The following is a 19,609-nucleotide window of genomic DNA, read 5'->3' as shown; positions in this document are numbered from 1 at the left end:
TGGAGGAAATCATGCCCAAATCCGGTTCGACCTCGACAATATCCCGCCGCACCGCGCTCGCTGGCCTCTCCGCCGGCGCCGCCCTGCTCGCCATGCCGCGGCTCGGCCGCGCCGCGGACGAGACGATTCGCATTGGCTTCCCGACGCCGCTGACCGGACCGTTCGCCGCTGAGGCGCGCGATCAGGTCAAATGCGCCGAGCTCGCCGTCAAGCTCGTCAACGACAAGGGCGGCATCGGCGGCCGCAAGGTCGAGCTCTTGGTGCGTGACGACAAGCTCAATGCCGGCGAGGCCGCGACCCGGACGCTGGAGCTGATCGAGAAGGACAAGGTCCACGCCGTGGTGGGCGCGCTTTCCAGCGCGGTGCAGCTCGCCGTCAACGAGGTCACCCGCGCCCGCGGTGTGATCTACGTCTCGATCAGCCAGTCCGACACGATCAATGAGGCCAAGGATTTCAGCAAATACACCTTCCATGAGGCGCTGAACCCGCACATGACGACCGCCGCCGTGGCGCGGCAGACCCTGAAGAAGGGCATGAAGGTCGCCCATCTCGTGGCCGACTATGCGTATGGCCATGAGATGCTGCGCGGCTTCAAGCGCGCGCAGGCGGCGATCGGCGCTGATAACGTTGGCGAGATCCTGCATCCGTTCGGCGCCGCCGACTATTCCACATTCATGCCACGGCTGATGTCGATGCGGCCGGACGTGCTCTGCATCTCCAATTTCGGCCGCGACCAGGCCAACGCGATCAAGCAGGCGGTGGATTTCGGCGTCAAGCAGCAGATGAAGATCGTCGTACCCGTCATCCTGCACAACCAGCGCCTCGCTGTCGGCCCCGACGTGTTCGAGGGCGTGGTCGGCGGCGCCAATTATTACTGGGGCCTGGAGACTCAGAGCAAGACGGCGGCCGCTTTCAACGCGGCGTTCAAGGCCGCCAATGCCGGCGCAATTCCGACCGATTACGGCGCCTACGGCTATTCCGGCGTCGGATCGCTGCTGGCAGCCATACAGGCCGCCGGCGGTACCGACACCGACAAGGTCGTCGATGCCCTCGAGAAGCTGCAATATGACTTGACCAAGGGCCCGCAGCATTACCGCAAATGCGACCACCAATCGGTGCAGTCGGTGCTGGTGCTGGAGTCCAAGAAGAAGTCCGCGATGGCGAATGACAACGATCTGTTTGCGATTCTCGCCAACGATTCTGGTTCCGACGATATGCTGCGCAGTTGCAGCGAGCTCGGCCACGCGACGTAAGCCTCAACCGATGGACCTGTCGCTGATCATCATGCAGCTTCTTTCCGGGATCGCCCTTGGGGCGGTCCTGGTGATCACTGCGCTTGGACTGACCATCGTATTCGGCATGCTCGGGGTGGTCAATTTCGCCCATGGCGCGCTGTTCATGATCGGGGCCTATGCGGGGCTGTATCTGGCATCGCTCACCGGCAGCTTCTGGTGGGGATTGCTGCTCGCTCCCATTTTGATCGGCGCGTTCGGCATGCTGATCGAGTTCGTCCTGATCCGCAGGCTCTATGGACGCTCGATCGACGATCCGCTGCTGCTCACCTTCGGCCTCAGCTACATCCTGGTCGAGGGCGTGCGCATCGTGTTCGGCAGCGACGGCATTCCGTTTCCGACCCCGCCGCAGCTCGTCGGCGTGCTCGATCTCGGCATCGGCTTCTTCCCGCGCTACCGCCTGTTCGTCATCGCGCTGGTGGCGGTGGTGCTGCTGGTGCTCTGGCTGACGCTGGAGAAGACCCGCATCGGCCTCATTGTGCGCGCGGGCGCCCGCGATCCCACCATCATGCAGGTGCTCGGCGTCGATATCGGCCGGGTCTGGCTCGCGATTTTTGGCCTTGGCGTCGGACTTGCCGCGCTGGGCGGTGTGCTCGCGGGTCCGATGCGCAGCGTCAATCCGGAGATGGGCTCGCTGGTACTGGCGGAGGCCTTCGTCGTGACCGTGATCGGCGGGCTCGGCTCGATCGTCGGCGCGGTCGTCGCCGGCCTCATGGTCGGCATCTCCATCAGCCTGGTGGCGCTGTTCGCGCCTGAAATGGCGACCATCGTCATGTTCGCGCTGATGGCGATTGTGCTGTTGATCCGCCCGCAAGGCCTGTTCGGCGTGAGAGGGAGGACCGCGTGACGTCACCATCGAGCGGCGAAGCGGTCGCCAAGCCCTCGTCCCGCGGGCTCGGCTGGCTTCTCGAGCAGCGCGTGCTGCTGTCGATTGCGGTGCTGGCCGTGCTGCCCTGGCTGCTGCCGTCGCAGGCGCTGGCCGTCAACGTCCTGATCTACGGCGTCGTGGTGATGGGCTACAATCTGCTGTTCGGCTACACCGGGCTGCTGTCGTTCGGGCAGGCGGCGTTCTTCGGAGCCGGCGCCTATTTCACCGGTATTGCGATCGGCCGCTATGGCGTGCCCTGGTTCGCCGCGGTGCCGATCGCCGTCCTCCTCAGCACCGGCCTTGCCGCCGCAATCGGCATCGTCTCGACGCGTACCCGCGGCATCTATTTTTCCATGGTGACGCTGGCGCTGGCCCAGCTCGTCTATTACGTCGCGCTGCAGGCCTCGTCCTTCACCGGCGGCGAGAACGGCCTGCGCGGTTTCACCGTCGACCGCATCAGCCTGTTCGGCTTCCCCGTCAATTTCCTCGACCCCGTCAACAAATACTATGTGCTGATGGCCTTCGCTGCGCTGGCGATGTGGTTCCAGTCGCGGATCCTGAACTCGCCGTTCGGCGCCGTCATCGAGGCGATCCGCGAAAACGAGCAGCGGGCGCGGGCGTGCGGCTATGACGTCGAGCGCAGCAAGCTGATCGTGTTCATGCTGTCGGGTGCGATCTCCTCGCTTGGCGGCTGCATGCTGGCGCTGCACCTTTCGATCGTGCCGCTGGATCTTTTGCACTACCAGACCTCGGGCATGATCGTGATGATGGTGCTGCTCGGCGGCGCGCGCAGCTTCTTCGGGCCCTTCGTCGGCGCGGCGAGCTTCCTGATCCTGGAGGATGTCATCTCGCTTTGGACGCCGCATTGGCAGATTTTTGTCGGCGCGATCTTCGTGCTGTTCGTGCTGTTCCTGCCCAAGGGGATCTGGGGAACGCTGCTCGACACGCTCGGCATCGGAAAGGCGCGGCCATGAGCGGCGAACTGCTTCGCGTCGAGGGGGTCGGCAAGCATTTTGGCGGCTTCGTCGCGCTCGAAGACATTACCGTGTCCTTTGCGGCGGGACAGCTCACCTCGATCATCGGGCCGAACGGCGCTGGCAAGAGCACCTTCTTCAACATCCTCTCCGGCGCGCTGGCCCCGACGTCGGGCACGCTGCACTTCAGGGACCGCGAGCTGAACGGCCTGCCGCAGCACCGCTTCGTGCATCAGGGCATCTCGCGCTCCTACCAGATCACGAACATCTTTCCGGACTTGTCCGTGCACGAGAATGTGCGCGTGGCGGCCCAAGCGCTGACCGTGAGCTACGATATCTGGCGCAACCGCGCCCGGCTGACGGAGCTGAATGCGCGCGCCGACGCGGCGCTCGAGGCGGTCGGACTGCTCGGCAAGCGCGCCGAATTGGCAAAATTCCTCTCGCACGGCCAGCAGCGCGCGCTGGAGATCGCGATCGCGCTGGTCTCGGAGCCCGAGTTGCTCCTGCTCGACGAGCCCACCGCCGGCATGGGTCCGGAAGAGACCAAGGACATGGTCGCGCTGCTCGAACGGCTCGCGGAGAAGCGCACGGTGCTGCTGGTCGAGCACAAGATGAAGATGGTGCTCGGCCTGTCCAAGCGTGTCGTGGTGCTGCATCACGGCCGTCTGCTGGCGGACGGCGCGCCCGACGAGATCAGGAGCAACCCGGAAGTCCGGCGGGTTTACCTCGGACAGAGTGAGGGCTATGGCTGAGACCGCGCTGCTCGAAATCGATGACCTCCACGCCTGGTATGGCGCAAGCCATATCCTGCACGGTATTTCCCTGCACGTGAAGGAGGGCGAGGTGGTCGCTCTCGTCGGCCGCAACGGCGCCGGCAAGACCACCACGCTGCGGGCCATGATGGGTCTGATGCCGAAGGCGACCGGCCGCGTGCGCTTTGCGGGCAAGGAACTGCTGCCGCTCCGCGCTCATCAGCGCTTCCATCTCGGTTTGGCCTATGTGCCGGAGGAGCGCCGCATCGTTCCCGGTCTCTCCGTGCGCGAAAATCTCCGCCTCGGCCTGGTCGCGGCCGGAAGCGAGATCGAGGAGCGCGCCGCGATCGACGAGATCGCCGAAACCTTTCCGCGCCTGAAGGAACGCCTCGATCAGGAGGGCGTCACGCTTTCGGGCGGCGAGCAACAGATGCTCGCGATCGCCCGCGCGCTGATCGCAAAGCCCAAGATGATCCTGCTCGACGAGCCCTCGGAAGGCATCATGCCCGTCCTGGTCGAGGAGATGGGCGTGCTGTTCCGCCGCCTGCGCGACGAGGGCAAGACACTGCTGCTGGTCGAGCAGAACGTCGAATGGGCCCTGCGGCTGGCCGACCGGGCGGTGATCATCGACCAGGGCGAGGTCGTGCATCAAAGCAGCGCCGCGGCGCTGCTGGCGGACAAGGACATCCAGGAGCGCTACTGCGCGGTGTGACGGCTCCGAGGGCCGCACGCGAGCAGGTCATCCAAGCAGCTTGCCGAGCTCGTTGAGCTTTGCGATCGCGGCCTTGCCGACCTCGGTGATGTTCTTCTCCGCGCGCGCGGCGAGCTCGCGATCGGCCTCGAAGCCTTTCCTGGCGGCATTGACGCTTTCGCGGATCTGGCCGCCCACGTTGGGGTCGCCGATCGCTTTCTTCACCGCACCGTCGTCGAAGGCCTTGACGGTCTGCTCCTGATCCGCTAGCCGCGCGTTGCTGCCGGCTGTGGTCTCCTCGAGCGCGAGGCCGAGCGCCTCATCCAGGAGTTCGTGCAAGGCTGCGAGCGGACCCTCGGTGGCGGAGCTTGTGGTGCTGACCTTGAAGCCCGGCGTATCCGGCACGAACAACACGGTGCCGCGCGCGAGCCTGTTGAGATCGGCATGCGGATTAGCCTGCTGCAAGGCTTTCAGCGCAGCCTCGCTGCGAACCTGGCTCAGATTGGCATGCAGCAGCTTCTCGCTGACAGCCTTGAGTTTCGTCTCGTCTCCAACGATGAAGGTGCGCATCGAAATCTCCGCGGATTAGCCGATCACGTTGAGTGGCGCCCACGGCGTGTTGGCAATGCCGCCGGGGATGATGATGTTGCTGGTCGTGATGTTGCCGATCACGGTCACTGCCCGCGCGCCGGTGAGGCGGATCGAGCTTTCGCCGCCGCGCACCCGGTTCGCGCTGATGATGGCGACCGCGCTCTCCAGCGAAACGGCGACGCTTCTGCTGCCGGATTCCACCCGGTTGTCGTTGAACAAGCATTCCTGGCCGGCCACGACCAGAACGGCGGGTGCTGGCCCGCGCGCGGCCAGCATGTTGCCGATGATGCCGGCGCGCGCGCCCTCGGTGTCGTTGGCGGCAAGGCTTGCCCTGACGAACGCATAGTCGGCGCCAAGCGCGAGGATCCGCCCGTCGCCGAGCCGGATCGCGACCTTGTCGCCGGCCTGTCCGAACGGCACCTTCGGATTGACCTCCGCCGTGGTGAGCGCGAACCAGTTGCCGTCCGAATTGTCCACGCCCGGCGTGAGGTCGCGCTGCACGCTGTTGTGATTGACCTCGATCTGGGTCTGCGGCGCGCGCAGCATGATGCCGGCGCTGGTGCCGACAAACCCCTTGGCGGGCGCGACCTCGACGATCTCGTTGCCGCTCACGCGCGGGCGGTTGACGCCGAAGGTGACGACGCCGGCGCGCAGTGCCGACTTGACCGCCGTCAGGCCGATCGCGCGAACCAGATTGCCCGCAATCGTCGCGCTGTCGGCGCGGATCACCTCGATGCCGACCACGGTGCCGTTCTCGCTCTCGGTGACCGGCTCGATGTTGCGGATGTGGTTGTTCTCGATCGAGACGGCTGCGGCGTCGGTCGCGCCGCCGAGCATGATCCCGGCGCCGCAGGCGTCGATCGCGTTGAGCTTGATGATCAGGTCCTGTGCTCCGGCAATCACCTTGATTCCGGCCGTGCCGAAGCCGTGGATCTGGTTGGCGAGGATATGCGCGGTGGCGGTGCTGCGGCGGTCGAGCCCGGGGATCAGCCCGATGCCGACGTGATCGCCGGGCGACCAGTTGCGCAGCTGGTTGCGCTCGATCCACAGCCCCGCCGCGGCGCAGGCGATACCGTTGGCCGTGACGTTGCAACTGTTGCCGTCGATCGCCAGCGAGGCGCCGGGAAGCGCAAGGCCCTGCGCGGCGATGGCGGTGTCGGTGCAGCCGATGATCTCGTTATGCGCGATTCGCGTGGCGAGCAGATGCAGCACCTCGTCGGCGAAGGCGATCGCGCCGCGCTGGCACAAGAGGACGTTCTCCTCGATGGTCACCGCGGCCGTCAGCAGGAAGCCGGCACCGTTCTCCACGCCCTTGAGCGCGCCGCCCGCAATCCCAACCGGCGCGAAGATCGCGTTCTCGGCGAGCTTTGCAGCGCCAACCACGCCGCGCAGCACCACCGCCGGGAGCTGTGCATTCTCGGTGCCGAGTGCCGCGATGGCGAGACGGGTCAGGCCGAGGCCGATGCAGGTCGAGACGTCGATGGTGGGATCGCGTGCGAGCGAAAGGATCGCGAGGTCCTCGATTGCGATCGCAAAAGAGTCCTGGATGGCGAAGGTGCCGGTCGGCGCCACCAGCAGCGTCGCCGGGCCCTTGCCGGCGATGCGGACCGATTTCGCCTGGTTGATCGCCACGGCCTCTTTGAGCACGTAGCGGCCGGGGCCGAGGCAGATGGTGCCGCCGGTCTCGCGCACCTTGTTGACGGCGTCCTGAATGGTGAAGCTGCCGCTCTCGTGCTGCTCGACGGTGACGCAGGCCGTGCAGGCACAGTCGTGGCCTTCGCCTTTCGGCGGCCACGGGTGGCGGCAGTCGGTGACGCTCTTGGCATCGACATCCCAGATGCCGAGCCGTGCATAGTGGTGATGGATGCCGCGCGGCGGGGCGCGGTCGAGCAACTCGACGCTGGCATCTGCCGTGCGCGCGGCGAAGGCCCACCAGTCGCCGGCACGACAGCCCGCAGCCCCGGTCGAATCGAAGCTCACGGTGACGCCGTCCTCGAGCAGGACGGTCGTACCCGCGGCCGGCACCTTGATTACGCCGGTCGATCCGGCGGCATCGAGATCGCCGATCTGCACCGGTGTGCCGCTGGCGTCGGTCCGGAACACCTTTCCTTTCTGATCCCAGCGGCGCACCCGCAAATTGGTCTGCTTCGGCCAATCGCTGTTGGGGAACCCCGACGGCAGCATCAGGCCCGGCAGTGCCGGTGTGAAGCTGATGCGGCGGGTCGCTTCGGTGACGGTGATGCGGCGCATCTCGCCGCCCTTCTGCGAGGACTCTCTGGGGTCGTCGATGATCTCGACCCAGTCGCCGGTGTTGAAACGCAGCACGTCGTCGCGCCCGAGACTGTCGAGCTCGAGTTCGGTGGCCGAGATCATGCTGGCGACGCGCGAGCCGACGCTGGCATTTTCGCGCGACCATTTGAAGGTCGCAGTGCCGCCGGGCTGGCCGGGGTCGTGGATCTCGACCCGGTAGAGCTGGTTCTCGAGGCCGCGGAAGCCGCCGGTCGGCGGCAGCTCGCAGGGGTCGGTCACCGGAGCTGCGTCGAACGTGCCTGTCGTGAGCACGCCGGTCGATGGCGCGATCACTGTGGTCCAACCCGGCATGTCCTCGTCGGGCGTCGCGCAGCTGGTGTTGGCGCCGGCATCAGTGTCGAGCACGCGCACCTGCCACACCGTCTGGAGCCGCGAGCTGGTCTCGACGCCGACGGCGATCTCGACCAGTTCCGGCCGCTCGAGCCAGGTCAGCTCGCGATTCCAGACGTCGAGATAGACGAGATGACGGCCGGCGGTCGGCAGTGGCGGCCGCACCTTGGCCGGCAGATAGGGCTGGGTCTCATAGGCCAGCTTGTCGGTGAAAACAGTCTCGGCCATGAGATCGTCGAACAGGCGCTTGCCGGGATCGGCAAGGCCGTGGTTCTCCGCGAGCAGACCGTCGACATAGAGCCGCCCCTTGCCGATCTCGAGGGTATTGCCGGCAACGCCGAGCTTGAATGCATCCGGGGTCGTCGAGGACACCGTATCGCGGTCGAGAATGTCGCTGGCGAGTGCACGCAGCCTGCGATCGAGGATCGCCATCAGCTCGTTGGCGTCGCCGTCCAGCAGCACCGCGCCCTGTTTCAGCTCCACGCCGGCGAAGTCGAGCAGCGGGTCGAGACGAACGCGTGAGAAGTCGGCACCCATGATAGCCTCCGATGCATTCGGTCAACTCGCGAAGAACAGGCCCGCGTGCAGCCCGAAACGTAGATATTCATCGAGCCGCAGCCTGAGATTGGCCTCGCGCTGCGGCTGGAATAATGCGTTGAGAACGCCGATCTCGCTGTCATTGTCGCCGCCGGCGCGGATCGTGAGGCTCGTGGCGCCGCGCAGCTGCCCGTAAGCGGGATCGCCATAACGCAGCGAGGTGAACAGCGGCAGCGCCGTGGGCGCCGTGTCATTCGGCACGCAATGGAAGCGCCGCGGCGTGATCGAACCCGCGGGCACGTAACAGAAGCGGACGCAACCTTCCTGGCGACGCTGGACCAAGAGCGGCGCGATCCACTTTTCCGCGGGCTTTGGACCAAGCTCTGCGAAGAAGATGGTGTTGGAGGCGAGCTTCAACAGTTTCGTGTGAACCTTGCCGATGACGGTGCATTGGGCGACCGTCAGTTCGGCGCCGGGGCTGCCCGCGGCATCGGCGGCAAAGGCGACGTTCGCCGGCACGCCGGCATCGATGATACAGTCGGTCAGCGTTACCTCGGCATCAGTGACGGCGCGGATCGGGCCGACGATGCAGCGCTCCAATGTCACTTTGGCGAAGGGATGCTCGATGATCAGGCTCGGCTCGCCCGGCGAGGCCGGACTACCGTCCCCATTCAGGGTAAGCCCAGGCACCAGCGTGCAATCGCGCAGCAGCAGCTCCCGCGGCTCGACATCGGCAAAGGCCGCCAGCCGCAACGCGCCGCCCGATATCACGAGCCCGTCGAGCGTGAGGCGACCGCGCGCGCCGATGTCGAGCGTGATCTCGCCGCCCGCCGCCAGCAGCGGGCGGGTCTGGTCATGCGCGGCGACCACGACATGGTGCGGCGTGGCATCGCCGGTTACGTCGTCGACCACAAAGGTCGGCGTCTCCTTGTAGGTCAGGCTGTCGCCGATGATGAGGCGGCCACCGGTCCTGATCAGGTTGAGCTTGGCCTGCCACGCGCCTCCGGCATCGACGGTCTGCTCGTTGCCGATATCGCCCGCGGCGGGTACGCGCGGATACTCGCCGCCGCCGATCTGCCGCGCAGTGCCGTAGTGGAATGTCGCGAGCAGCGGTCCGTCGGCGGGATTGCCGAGCAGCACACGGCCACGCTCGGGATCGAAGCCGATCGTGCCCGCCGTCACCTGCGCCTCATGGGCCCAGCCGATGACATTGCCGCCGCCATCGAGAATGTCGCGGAGATCGCAGACCCGCACCTTGGCCGTCGGCACCGGGATGGGCGGGGTGCCCGGCGTGAAAAACACCAGGCTCTCGCCGTCGCCATAATCGTCCTCGCGCTGTGCGTCCGGCTGTGCGGTTGCCTGTGCGGCGCGCACCGCCATTGCCATCAGCCGCACCGATAGCGGCTCCGGCGCATTGATCGGCTCGGCGAGATGGGAGATGTCGGACTCAGCCTGCGCGGATCGAAACAGCCGCATGTCCGCGCCGAGCGGGTTGAGACGGAATTTCCGGCCGGTCGCGTCGCCGGCGTCAGGCGTCAGCGGCACCGCCGTGAGCGACAGCGACAACAGCCGCCACAGGAAGATGCCGATATTGGGGATGTTGTAGCGGCCGGCGCCCGTTTCCGGCCGCCGCATCTCGGCGGTGTGCGCGATGCTGTTGAAGGCGTCGTCGCGCCGGAACAGCGCCGCCGTGTCGCGCAGATTGCAGGTCGCCGGCGCATGCAGTCGGATGTGCTTCATGTATTGCGTGGTGGCGAGCTGCTCGAAAAATTCGACCGCATGTGCCGGCCAGCCGGTGACGTCCTGCGCGAGCTCTTCCAGCATCAGCGCGGTGCCCTTGCGGCGGCGGAAGGCGATGGTGTCGGCGACTTCGGCACGCGGCGAGGTCAGCTCGGTGCCGAGCCCGCGCAGCGGCCGGTAGCCGATGAGGTCGCCGATATAGGGCGTCACCCACTCGGCGCAGGTTTCGATGAACTGGTCATCGTAGAGCTGGTCGATTGACTCTTCCAGCGTGGCGAACTCGCGCGCAATTGCCGCCAACAGAGCCTGGAGCGGACCGGCCTTTACCGGATCGCCCGCAAGCGCGGCGTCGCGCAACCGGTGCAGCGTCGGCAGCAGGCTGTAGAGCCGTTCGGGGGTGAGGCTGTTCATGCCATCTCCTCCAGGAGGTCGAACGGCGCCGGGTTCAATGTCAGGAGCTCGCTCGGTCTCGCCACGCCCTGGTCGATATGCATCCGCGAGGCGAGCAGGCGGACCTGGCGCGAGGGAATGGTCTGCGCGAAGGGCGCCGTGCCGCCATAGAGCTGGACGAGGTCGACAGCGACGACGCCGGGCACCGATTGTGCCGCCGCGATCACGTCGGATTGCTGCACCGGCTGGCCGAGCTCACGCGCGTCGAAGGCGAAGTGCGCGCGTAGCGCCGCCTCGACCGCGGTGAGCACGGCCTTGGCGTCGAAATCGGGATCGCGCTTGACCTTCAATCCGATCCGGAACGTGCCGGGCTGGTAGGGCAACAGCATCACGGCGACGTGCGGATCGCCGCCGGCTTTCAGCGCAGCGAGCAAATTGGTCCATACCGGGCTTGTCGAATTGACGGGAGCCCCGGGTGGCCCCGCGATCGTGATGGCGATGGTCTTTCCGCGCGGCAGTTGCAGCACCTGCGCCTGCGCCTTGGCAATGCCGGTGAAGGCGCGGGCAAAATCCTCATAGTCAAGGACGGACACGACGCGGCCGAGCGTGCGGGCGCCGAGCGGCATGCTCCGTCGCGCCGCATCCGCCGGCTCCGGATCGTTGCCGCCTTCGGCCGCGAACGGGTTGCTCACGCCCTTGAGGCCGAGCGGGCGCGACAGCAGTTGGCTCAGCGTCTCGGCGCGGACATTGCCGGCGACCCCGATGCCCTTGCGGTAGGTGGCGCGGACGTTGTTGAGCCCGCTCGGCAGCCGCGCACCGCTGGCGCCGTCGCCGAATTTCACGAGATTGCGCCCTTGCTCGTCAATATCGAGCGCAAAGACGCGATCGGTCGCGGCTGTGCCGAACAGCGTCGCGCGCTCGTGCCATGCGATCTCGCCGACCCGCAACGTCAATTCGCTCGCGGCACCACTCTCATTGGCGGCGGCGCGATAGGTCAGCGGCACCTGTTTCAGCTCGAATTGCTGGAACGGCTGGGCAGCATCGCCCGAGCCGAGGATCTGAGTCACCGTCTCGCCATGCGAGGCCGGCACCACATTGCCATGAACCACGACGCTGCCACGGTCGAGGCTGCCGGCGAGCGGCGGATCGATCTGAAGCATGCAGCGGCCGGCGTCGACAGCCTGGGCGAATACGAGGTTGGCCTGCACAACAACGGCCTGGCCGTCGGAGACGCGATTGCCTCGCACGATCAGCCGTCGCCCTGCGACGAGGCCATCGGCACTGACGGCTGCAGGGATGCTGCTGCCGGTCGCGGCATCATCGACGGCGTAGGGCGCAAGCGCGAGCTGCTCGGACTGCACGAAGGCCGTGATGCGACGAACTTGGTCCTGATAGCGGTCGTAATGGGAGCCACGCAATTGCAGCCGCGTCACCTTGCCGGCTAGCGCGAACTCCGCGCGCGACGTCTCGTCCGCATCGGCGATCTGGTAGACGTCGAGATGCGGGCCGAGATCGAGGATGACATCCGACTTGCCGAAGGCCTTGATGATGACCTGGATGGAGCCCCTGGCTGCCATCGAAAGCACGACGTAACCACCGGCGCGGACCTCGGAATAGACCGTATCGAGATCAATGAAACCGCCGCCCTGGGCCGAGCCCATCGGCGAGATCGTGTAGTCGGGCCACTCCGGCGCGCCACTCCCGCTCGGATAGTTATTGCGAAAGTCCGTCGACATCGACTTCCACATCGGCGCGTTGTGGCCGAAGGGTGCTGCCCGCTTGCGCAGCGCATAGACCTTCGAATCTTGCGCGGCCGTGACCCCGGAGAGGCCGGCCTGCCAGGTGATTTTGGTGCGATCGAAATCCGACTGCAGCTCGACACTGTCGATGAAGCGGAAATCGCAGTTGCTGTCATTCGTACCGGGATTGAAGGCATCGCCGACGATCAGCAGCGCATCGCCCGGCTTCAGATTGTTGCGCTGGCCGGCGAGGTACATGACCGTGTCGCCTTTGTCCGGTCGGCGTGTCTCCGCCAGCCACGGTCGGATCGCATTCCAGGCCGGCCGTGCGGCGTCCAGTCGCTCGACCGTTTCGAAGGTCTGCGGCTTCTCGTCCGGCCCCGGTACGCTCTGCACTTTCGTGCCGATCTCGATCGACACCTGAGCGGGCACGCCGGTGACGAAGCTGCCCGGCTCGGGCGACAGTTTTGGCGGCGGCGCGGGCGGCGTTTCCAGCGTGAAGGCGAGCCAGGTCTCGGCGGCGACGCCGGGCCGCAGGCGGTAGCCGATCAGCCGGCCCATCTCCTGGAGCGACACCCGTTCCAGCGCGGTGCGAAGATAGGATTCGTTGGCGATGCGTTCCTGGTAGAAGGTGAGCACGTCGGCAGCGCAGGCGAAGGCATCGATCAGGCCGATGGTGAAGTCGTCATCGGCGCGGCTTTGCAGCTTGCCGAGCGGTGCGAACGCGGCAGAGGACAGCGCTGCGTGCAGGCTGTCGCGGAACTGGGCGTAGTCGCCGACGCGGTAGGCGATGGCGGAGAGGCCGTAGCGGTTCGAGATGCCTTGCGGCGTCTCGGCTTCGACGCCAGCGCAGCAGCCGCAGCTCTCGCTGCCGGCAGGCAGGGCATGAGGCTTGATGGTTGGAACCGGTAGCGTCACTTGCCGCCTCCCGCCTCGATGATGAGCCGGCCGCGCTCGCGGAAACTCGGATTGTTGGCGAGCTGCGCGATCTCGAGGCTTCCGATCGGGATCACCTCGTCATCCAGCGAGGTCGCGAGCGGCGAGATCAGCCGCTGGAATTTTTCCGCCTGAACCGCCTCGACGCCCTCGACCGCTTGTGCGGCTGCGATGATGCGGCTGAGATAGACGGGATCGCCGAAGGTGAAATTGTCGGGATGGAACAGGCCGAGCGTGCCGTCGGGCAGCACCGCGCTCGACAGCACCGTCCGCACGGCCTGCGCGACATCGGCGCGGAAATAGTCCGGCTTGACGCAGACATGCAGTGTGACGTCGAGCGGCACATAGCGCGGCGGTCGTACGTCGAGGTCGTAGCCGGCCATCCTGAACCGCTCGAGATGGTTGCGCAGTTGCGTAGCGAAGGGCACGTCGACTACGCCGCCGCCGAAGCGGTCGGGCGTCACGAACACGGTGTGCCAGCTTCCGGTCCAGCGGAACGTTGCGGCCGCGCGCTGCACGTCGGCGCGTCGTTCAATGGCGGCGGCGTAATCGGCCGCCGTCACCGCGCGCTCCTGGGTACGGAACGCCTGTGGGGCGTCGCGGCGGGCGGCTTCAATGTCCTCGGGCTCGACGCCGCCGGATGCGGGAAGCGGATTGCGTACGGCCTCGAACACGCCGTCCGTGGTGCTGACGATGTGGGCGATGGCTTCGGCGCCGACATTTCCGGATGTGCCGTTGCCGATCCGGTAAGTCGCCGTGAATGCGGTGTCTTCGGCCGGGCGCTTGCCGAGCAGGCCGTCACCGAACCGCAGCAAGGCCTCGCCGTGGTTGTCGATCTCGACCACGACATGCGGCGCGTTGCCGGCGCTGTCGATGAGGTCGCGTCGCGGCAGCCAGTGCTCGGTGATGCCGGCGACTTGTCCCGTGAGATCGACGATGGCAGGCGTGGCGTCGCGCGGCGACAAGAGCGAAAATGCGCTGGCCGCCCACCACGGCTTGTCGTTGCTGACGGGAACGGCGAGCAGCGCGCCGAGATCGAAGGATTGCGTCAACGGGCTGTTTGCCAGCACCGGGCGGAAGCGCGGCGGCAGCATGACGTCCGGGGACGAGGTGCAGCAATTGCCCGGCGCGCGCGATGCCTGCTTCAAGCTGGCGCGCGGCATCACGCCGAGCTGTTCGGGCGGCAGCGTGCGGCCGTGATCGACGAGCACGATATTGCCGCGCGCAACACTGATCGCGAGCTCGGGGCGGTCCTCCACCGTCAGGCAAAGCGGGAAGGGCAGCGCGTCGGCCTCGCTCCAGGCGATCTCGGTGACGTCGACCGGGCCGTCGACCGGAGGCTCGTCGAACAGCCCGCCGGACGGATCGCTCGTCAGCGTCCTCTCGGTCAGCCGCACCGCACAGCGATGGCCGGGATCGGCATCGGCGGCAGACAACGTCGTTGGGCTGATCACCTCCTCGAAGATCAGGATATCGCCGATGGCGAGCGTATCAATGTGGCCGCGCAGCGTCGCACGCGTGGTGCCGCGCGGCAGGCAGCATCCGTTGTTGCCCCAGGCATAAAAGGTGAGGCTGTTCTGTTGCTGATCCAGCTCGGCGGGCGCGACCGCCTCGAACATCTCGGCGCCGCCTTCGATCGCATCGCCGAGCGCGCGCGAGCCCGGCGTCAACGCCACGTCCAACCCGGGCACGCGGGTGAGCAACTGCGTCCCCTTGGGCAGTGCGATCTTCTGCCCGTTGACTTCGAAATGCACGAACGCGCGGGCGCTGCAGCCCTCGTGCAAATGATAGTCGACCAGCCTCGCATGGCGCCGCACCGAAATGCGCTGCCGCGCGGTGGCGAGATAGGCTTCGTTGGCGACCGCATCCTGGCGATAGGCGAGGTTGTCGGCGGCATAAGCGAGCAGCTCGACCAGGGTCACGCCGAGATCAGCGGCCGAGCGCTCCTGCCAGCCGGGCACGAGCAGGCTCAGCCTGTCTAGCATCAGCCGGCGAAAACCCTGATAGTCGCGCGCGAGATAGTCGATCTCCGGCCTCAAGCGCGGCGTGGGCGGGCACGGCGCGGTGTCCGCGCAGTCATAGTCCGAGGGACATTCGACCTTGAAGGTGAAGTCGATCGCCGACAGCTTGGGATCGAAACCGGCCGGCGGCAGGGCCGAGCCGGAATTGGCAAAGATGCCGAAATTGTAGATCGAATAATCCCCGCTGCTGTCGGTCCGGACGACCAGTGTGCGGGCGAGATCGTCGACGGTGTCGACCAGGCCCGGCTCGGCCTCGGCCGGCAGCGCGTCGGCCGGCGCACACCAGACCACGCTGACGGTCGCGATCCGCTCGCCGCCGGTGATGCGCAGATTGTCCGGCGAGAGCGTGAAGCCGGGATGCAGCAGCCGCACCAGCAGGGTCTGTTGTCGCGGCGCGCCGGGCGGAGAAGCGAGGTCGAGCACCTCAATGAATGCGATGGCGTTGGCGCTGCCCTTGGCCTCGAGCACTTCGAGCCGGCGCGGATCGCAGCAATGTTGCTTCATGCCGCGCCTCCCGGAACCGCAAAGCTCGCGACGTGGCTGGTGCGGTCGGCCAGCACCACGTAGCGGATCTCGACCCGCAGCACGGCGTCGTCATTGATCACCTCGACCGAGGTGACGGCGATCAGATGCGACAGGTGCTGGTGGAGCGCGGCCTGTGCCAGCATCTGCGTCGTCGCGGCGAGCGTCACCGAGTTGGGCTCGAACACCAGCGCCAGGAGTCCTGCGCCGAAATCCGGCCGCATCACCCGCTCGCCCTGCATCGTGAACAGCACCTGCTCGATCAGGTCGCGAATGTGATCGGAGCGGCCGGTCGTGGCCGTGCGACCCTGGTCGTCGAAATGATAGGGCAAGTCGAGTTCGCTGCTCACGCCGTCCTCCCCTCAGGTTGCCAGCACGCGCGTCTGCGCCACGACGGGCAGCATCGGGGTGCCCGTCGGCGTGCAGACGGATTGCCCCATCATGGTCGCGGCCGGTGCGCCGCCGATCATCACCCGTGCGGCGCCCACTACCATCTGCGCCGTGACGCAAGGCGGCGCCGAGCCGGTGAGCGAGCAGGCCGCGATCGCATAGGGGCTGGTGAGATTGACCGCGGGCTGGCCCGACAGCATCACGCGCGGGAACGGCGCGATCGGCGTCGCCTGTCCGGCATGGCTGCACAATACCGTGGCGCCGAGATGCAAGACGGGAGCGGGCATGTGCGTCTCCTAGATCACGGTGAGCGCGCCGAGATTCACGTCGACGGTCGGTCCGGTCATGGTGATGACCGCGCCTTTGCCGTTGGAAATGGTGATACCGACGTCGCTGACCGAGATCATCGCGCCCGTCGTGGTCTGCATCAGGATGCCGCCGGTCGGGCCCGGCACGTCGCTGATGGTGAGACCGTTCTTCAAGGGGGTTTGCAGGGTGATGCCGGGGACGCCGGGTGGCACTGCGTGCGCCAGTACCGGCACCTCCGCGGCACTGCCCCAGTAGCACCCGACCCAGATCGGATAGTCGGGGTCGCCGCGCTCGAACTCGATCCAGACCCCGGCGCCGATGATCGGCACCGTGAAGAAACCGGCATTGATGCCTGCGGTCGGCACGCAAGGCATCGCCCAGCTCGTCGGTATCACGGCGCCGACGTCGGGCACCATCACCTGGATCCGGCCGATCTGAAGCGGATCGATATTGTTGATCACCACCGCGCGATACTTTCCGAAAAGTGGCGCATCGCTCATGTCGGCACCTGCGGAACGGTCGAGATCAGCGCGTTGCGTGCGAGCGAGAATGATTGCTTGTAGGAGCCGCGCTCGATCTCGTGGGTGACGTTCTTGACGTAATAGAGCCCGTCGAACGGGAGGCCTGCGCCGCGTACGCCAACCAGTTGCCGCGACTTCAGAACGCGGCCATATCTGGCGACGTCGAGCTTGCCGCTCCCGAACACGCTGTCGCTGTGCTGGCTGGCGTAAGCGAGCCCCGCCATCAGCGCCTGCGGCGCGGACAAATGCGCGGTGTTGGAGAGCTTCTCGATCTTCGGCGGCAGCGGCGGCACCACGCCGAGCGGCGGGCTCATCGGCGTGATGTCGGGGATCGGCACCGGGATCGGCGCCTTGCTGTTGGCCTCCTGGAAGAACACGATCGGCATGACCTTGCGTTCCTTGTCGAAGTTGAACGAGATTTCCTCGACATTGGTGAGCGCGTCCATGTTGGTGGTGAGTGCCGGCTGCGGCGCGCCGAAGCGGATTTCCGGTCCCCAATAGGCCTTGGAGGCACCGGGCGCGGGACCGGCTTCGAGATAGAAGACGTAGCCGGCTTCGCCCGCGAGCTTCTTGACGTAGGCGTAGTCGCTGCCCTTCTGTTGCGGGATCTGCTGAACCGGGATCGGCGGGATGTCGAGCACGCTCGGGATCACCATCGGGATCACGCCGAGCGCCGCGTATTTGGCGAGGATCGCGAGCACCCGCACCGACGGCGGCATCGCCGGGAAGGGCAGGCCGGGCAGCTCGATGATGTCCATCAGCGCCGACATGTCCTTGCCCTTGATCACCAGCTTGCCGACGCCGCCGCTGCCCGGCTGCGTCTCGACATTGGTGACCATGCCGTCGATGACGGACTCGGCCGTGCCGTTGATGGTGACGATCAGTACGACGCGCAGCAGCGGCGGCAGCGCGCCGCCGCCGGCAAGCAGGAAGATGGTGCGCAGCGGCGAGCGCACCGGCAGGTCGAAAGTCAGCTCGAATCCACTCTGCGCATCGCCCGATCCGATCTCGATCTTGGCATGGGTCAGCGTCTCCAGCACCTCGCGCGGCGCCGGCACCGGCGCCGGGCCGATCTGGAGCGAGAGCTGGACGCCGCCTTGCATCATCGGAAATCGTCTCCCTAAAGCCCGTTCGGGCGCGGGATCTGCACGCGCTCACCGGGCGTGTCGGTGAGTTCGAGCGGATCGGTCACGACATTGGCGTCGGCGATCCGCCAATACAGTTCGGGGTCGCCGAGCGTCGTGGAGGCGAGCGTGTCGGGCCGCTCGCCGGCATTGACGATGTGTTCGCCGGCGATGCCGATATCGCGCGCCTGGGGGATGAAGCGGCGCAGCACATAGGCGACACCGGGATCGTCCGCGCTGCGCTTGAGCCGCCCGATCGCGGCGCCGTGATAGCGGCTGTTCGGCGGAAAACTGTTGTCCGGAAACGCTCCGGCATCGATCAGCATCTGGACGGGATCCGAGGACATCATGTGCTCCGTCAGGGCAGGCTGGAAAGACCAAGCGAGGCCAGCGAGGCGCTGCCGGTCAGGCCGGCGAGCGTCTCGCGATTGCGCAGGTAATTGAGGAAGATGGTGCCGCCGCGATGCGTGAAGCCGAGATCGTCGGTGCTCATCACATGCAGGCCGAGCGAGACTTTTGCGCGGATCGGGTTAAGCGCTGGATCGAACGCTTCCTCGACGATGGAGAACTCGGCGACGCGCACCGGCGCGACCCGGTTCTTGCTCCAGACGAACAAGGTGAGTGGCGCCTCCGGCGGCAGGATCTCGAGCGTGCCGCGATCGGCCTGGCTTGCGATGCCGAGCAGATCGTCGACGCTCGGATTGACGAGGGCCTCGAGCACCGCGAGCTGCGGCGCGATGCCGAAGGCGATCGCATTGGCATGCGCGTCGGGATCGGCGAGCTGGTCGGTCGCGTCGATCTCGGCGTCGAGCTTGATGGTCTCGATCGCGGGCCCTTTCAGCCGGAACGGTTGCGCCCGCCCGCCGGCCGCGCCGTCGCCGCCGGTGCCCTGCACCTGGTAGCTGCGGCTCAGCGTGTCCGGATTGTACTGGAGCGCGATCTGCCGTCGCACCGTGCCGCCGCCCGGCGCCAGCACCACGAGGCCGCCCTTGATCAGTTTTGGGGACGAGGTGAGGCCGGTCATGGCGAATCGTCCTGCGACGGTCCACGCGATGGCGGCAGCCGCTTCTGTCGAAGATCGAGCCGAAGGTCGCGCTGATAGCGTTCCAGGCCACATGGCGTGAATGCCGCGATCCGAAGCGGCGTTTCGATGGCGCGGTCGACGTAGAGCGTAAGACCCCGCTTTACATAGACATACTCGTTGCTCTCGACTTCGAACGTTCCCTGGAACGAGTTAAGCTTCGCCTCCGGCTCGCCGAGCCAGCCAAGCAGCGATGACAGCGGCTCGAGGAGATCGACATTGGTCGCGTCGATCAAGACGACGACGTCGCCTTCCGCCCATACCCGCATGCCGCGTGCAAAGCCTCCGGCCGCGGCACTGAACCAATTGGTCTGGTGCCTGGCGCTGCCAAGAAGACCTTGGCCGTGCGAGGATCGATCGACATTGAACACGGCGGTGACGTCGTTGAGGGAGGTCTGCTCGACGAGGCCTGCGAAAGCGCGCAGATCACGGCGGGCGAAGGACTGCAGCGCTGACAGGGCGGGTACCGTGGTGGGGGTGGCCTGCATGGC

At 66.7% G+C, this 19,609-nt stretch carries 17 protein-coding genes; 5 read left to right on the top strand and 12 right to left on the bottom strand.

Annotated features, from left to right (window positions below; all coding sequences use genetic code 11):
• The first annotated feature begins 11 nt into the window (after positions 1 to 11).
• The 5 genes from ABIB95_RS20810 to ABIB95_RS20790 are packed head-to-tail and all read left to right on the top strand — an operon-like array spanning position 12 to position 4,598.
• On the top strand, positions 12 to 1,253 hold the full coding sequence (locus ABIB95_RS20810) for an ABC transporter substrate-binding protein (RefSeq protein WP_354241645.1): 1,242 nt from the start codon (positions 12 to 14) through the stop codon (positions 1,251 to 1,253).
• A 10-nt stretch (positions 1,254 to 1,263) separates the two neighbouring features.
• Positions 1,264 to 2,139 (top strand): branched-chain amino acid ABC transporter permease, encoded by an 876-nt coding sequence (locus tag ABIB95_RS20805; protein ID WP_071911591.1) that lies wholly within the window; start codon positions 1,264 to 1,266, stop codon positions 2,137 to 2,139.
• Positions 2,136 to 3,134, top strand: a complete 999-nt coding sequence (locus tag ABIB95_RS20800; protein WP_354241642.1) for a branched-chain amino acid ABC transporter permease — start codon at positions 2,136 to 2,138, stop codon at positions 3,132 to 3,134. The genes ABIB95_RS20805 and ABIB95_RS20800 overlap by 4 nt, the downstream gene beginning before the upstream one ends.
• On the top strand, positions 3,131 to 3,886 hold the full coding sequence (locus ABIB95_RS20795; RefSeq protein ID WP_354241639.1) for an ABC transporter ATP-binding protein: 756 nt from the start codon (positions 3,131 to 3,133) through the stop codon (positions 3,884 to 3,886). The genes ABIB95_RS20800 and ABIB95_RS20795 overlap by 4 nt, the downstream gene beginning before the upstream one ends.
• Complete coding sequence (locus ABIB95_RS20790) at positions 3,879 to 4,598, top strand: ABC transporter ATP-binding protein (protein ID WP_354115746.1); 720 nt, start codon at positions 3,879 to 3,881, stop codon at positions 4,596 to 4,598. The genes ABIB95_RS20795 and ABIB95_RS20790 overlap by 8 nt, the downstream gene beginning before the upstream one ends.
• 27 nt (positions 4,599 to 4,625) lie before the next feature.
• On the opposite strand, the gene ABIB95_RS20785 is transcribed toward ABIB95_RS20790, so the two are convergent.
• Genes ABIB95_RS20785 through ABIB95_RS20730 form a run of 12 tightly spaced genes read right to left on the bottom strand, consistent with a single transcriptional unit; the run spans position 4,626 to position 19,606 of the window.
• Positions 4,626 to 5,147 (bottom strand): hypothetical protein, encoded by a 522-nt coding sequence (locus ABIB95_RS20785; RefSeq protein ID WP_354241635.1) that lies wholly within the window; start codon positions 5,145 to 5,147, stop codon positions 4,626 to 4,628.
• Positions 5,148 to 5,162: 15 nt separating this feature from the next.
• On the bottom strand, positions 5,163 to 8,345 hold the full coding sequence (locus ABIB95_RS20780; protein WP_354241632.1) for a DUF6519 domain-containing protein: 3,183 nt from the start codon (positions 8,343 to 8,345) through the stop codon (positions 5,163 to 5,165).
• A gap of 21 nt (positions 8,346 to 8,366) precedes the next feature.
• The gene (locus ABIB95_RS20775; protein WP_354241629.1) at positions 8,367 to 10,496 is read right to left on the bottom strand and encodes a hypothetical protein; all 2,130 of its coding nucleotides are present in this window, start codon (positions 10,494 to 10,496) and stop codon (positions 8,367 to 8,369) included.
• Positions 10,493 to 13,132, bottom strand: coding sequence for a putative baseplate assembly protein (locus ABIB95_RS20770; protein WP_354241626.1), 2,640 nt, complete (start codon positions 13,130 to 13,132; stop codon positions 10,493 to 10,495). The genes ABIB95_RS20775 and ABIB95_RS20770 overlap by 4 nt, the downstream gene beginning before the upstream one ends.
• Positions 13,129 to 15,675, bottom strand: coding sequence for a putative baseplate assembly protein (locus tag ABIB95_RS20765; protein ID WP_354241623.1), 2,547 nt, complete (start codon positions 15,673 to 15,675; stop codon positions 13,129 to 13,131). The genes ABIB95_RS20770 and ABIB95_RS20765 overlap by 4 nt, the downstream gene beginning before the upstream one ends.
• Complete coding sequence (locus tag ABIB95_RS20760; RefSeq protein WP_354241620.1) at positions 15,672 to 16,043, bottom strand: GPW/gp25 family protein; 372 nt, start codon at positions 16,041 to 16,043, stop codon at positions 15,672 to 15,674. Before ABIB95_RS20760 ends, ABIB95_RS20765 begins: the two co-directional genes overlap by 4 nt.
• 12 nt (positions 16,044 to 16,055) lie before the next feature.
• Positions 16,056 to 16,370 (bottom strand): hypothetical protein, encoded by a 315-nt coding sequence (locus tag ABIB95_RS20755; protein ID WP_135216069.1) that lies wholly within the window; start codon positions 16,368 to 16,370, stop codon positions 16,056 to 16,058.
• 9 nt (positions 16,371 to 16,379) lie between these two features.
• Complete coding sequence (locus tag ABIB95_RS20750) at positions 16,380 to 16,892, bottom strand: phage baseplate assembly protein V (protein ID WP_063981952.1); 513 nt, start codon at positions 16,890 to 16,892, stop codon at positions 16,380 to 16,382.
• Positions 16,889 to 18,019, bottom strand: a complete 1,131-nt coding sequence (locus ABIB95_RS20745) for a hypothetical protein (protein WP_354114052.1) — start codon at positions 18,017 to 18,019, stop codon at positions 16,889 to 16,891. The genes ABIB95_RS20750 and ABIB95_RS20745 overlap by 4 nt, the downstream gene beginning before the upstream one ends.
• 14 nt (positions 18,020 to 18,033) lie before the next feature.
• The gene (locus ABIB95_RS20740) at positions 18,034 to 18,384 is read right to left on the bottom strand and encodes a Base plate wedge protein 53 (RefSeq protein ID WP_354241617.1); all 351 of its coding nucleotides are present in this window, start codon (positions 18,382 to 18,384) and stop codon (positions 18,034 to 18,036) included.
• An 11-nt stretch (positions 18,385 to 18,395) separates the two neighbouring features.
• Positions 18,396 to 19,061, bottom strand: coding sequence for a hypothetical protein (locus ABIB95_RS20735; protein ID WP_354241614.1), 666 nt, complete (start codon positions 19,059 to 19,061; stop codon positions 18,396 to 18,398).
• Positions 19,058 to 19,606 (bottom strand): hypothetical protein, encoded by a 549-nt coding sequence (locus ABIB95_RS20730; protein ID WP_354241612.1) that lies wholly within the window; start codon positions 19,604 to 19,606, stop codon positions 19,058 to 19,060. The genes ABIB95_RS20735 and ABIB95_RS20730 overlap by 4 nt, the downstream gene beginning before the upstream one ends.
• Positions 19,607 to 19,609: the final 3 nt, after the last annotated feature.

The organism is Bradyrhizobium sp. LA2.1, assembly GCF_040547725.1.
Classification (GTDB): domain Bacteria; phylum Pseudomonadota; class Alphaproteobacteria; order Rhizobiales; family Xanthobacteraceae; genus Bradyrhizobium; species Bradyrhizobium barranii.
The sequence above is the reverse complement of the archived record's forward strand: the minus strand, read 5'-3'. Positions and strand labels throughout refer to the sequence as shown.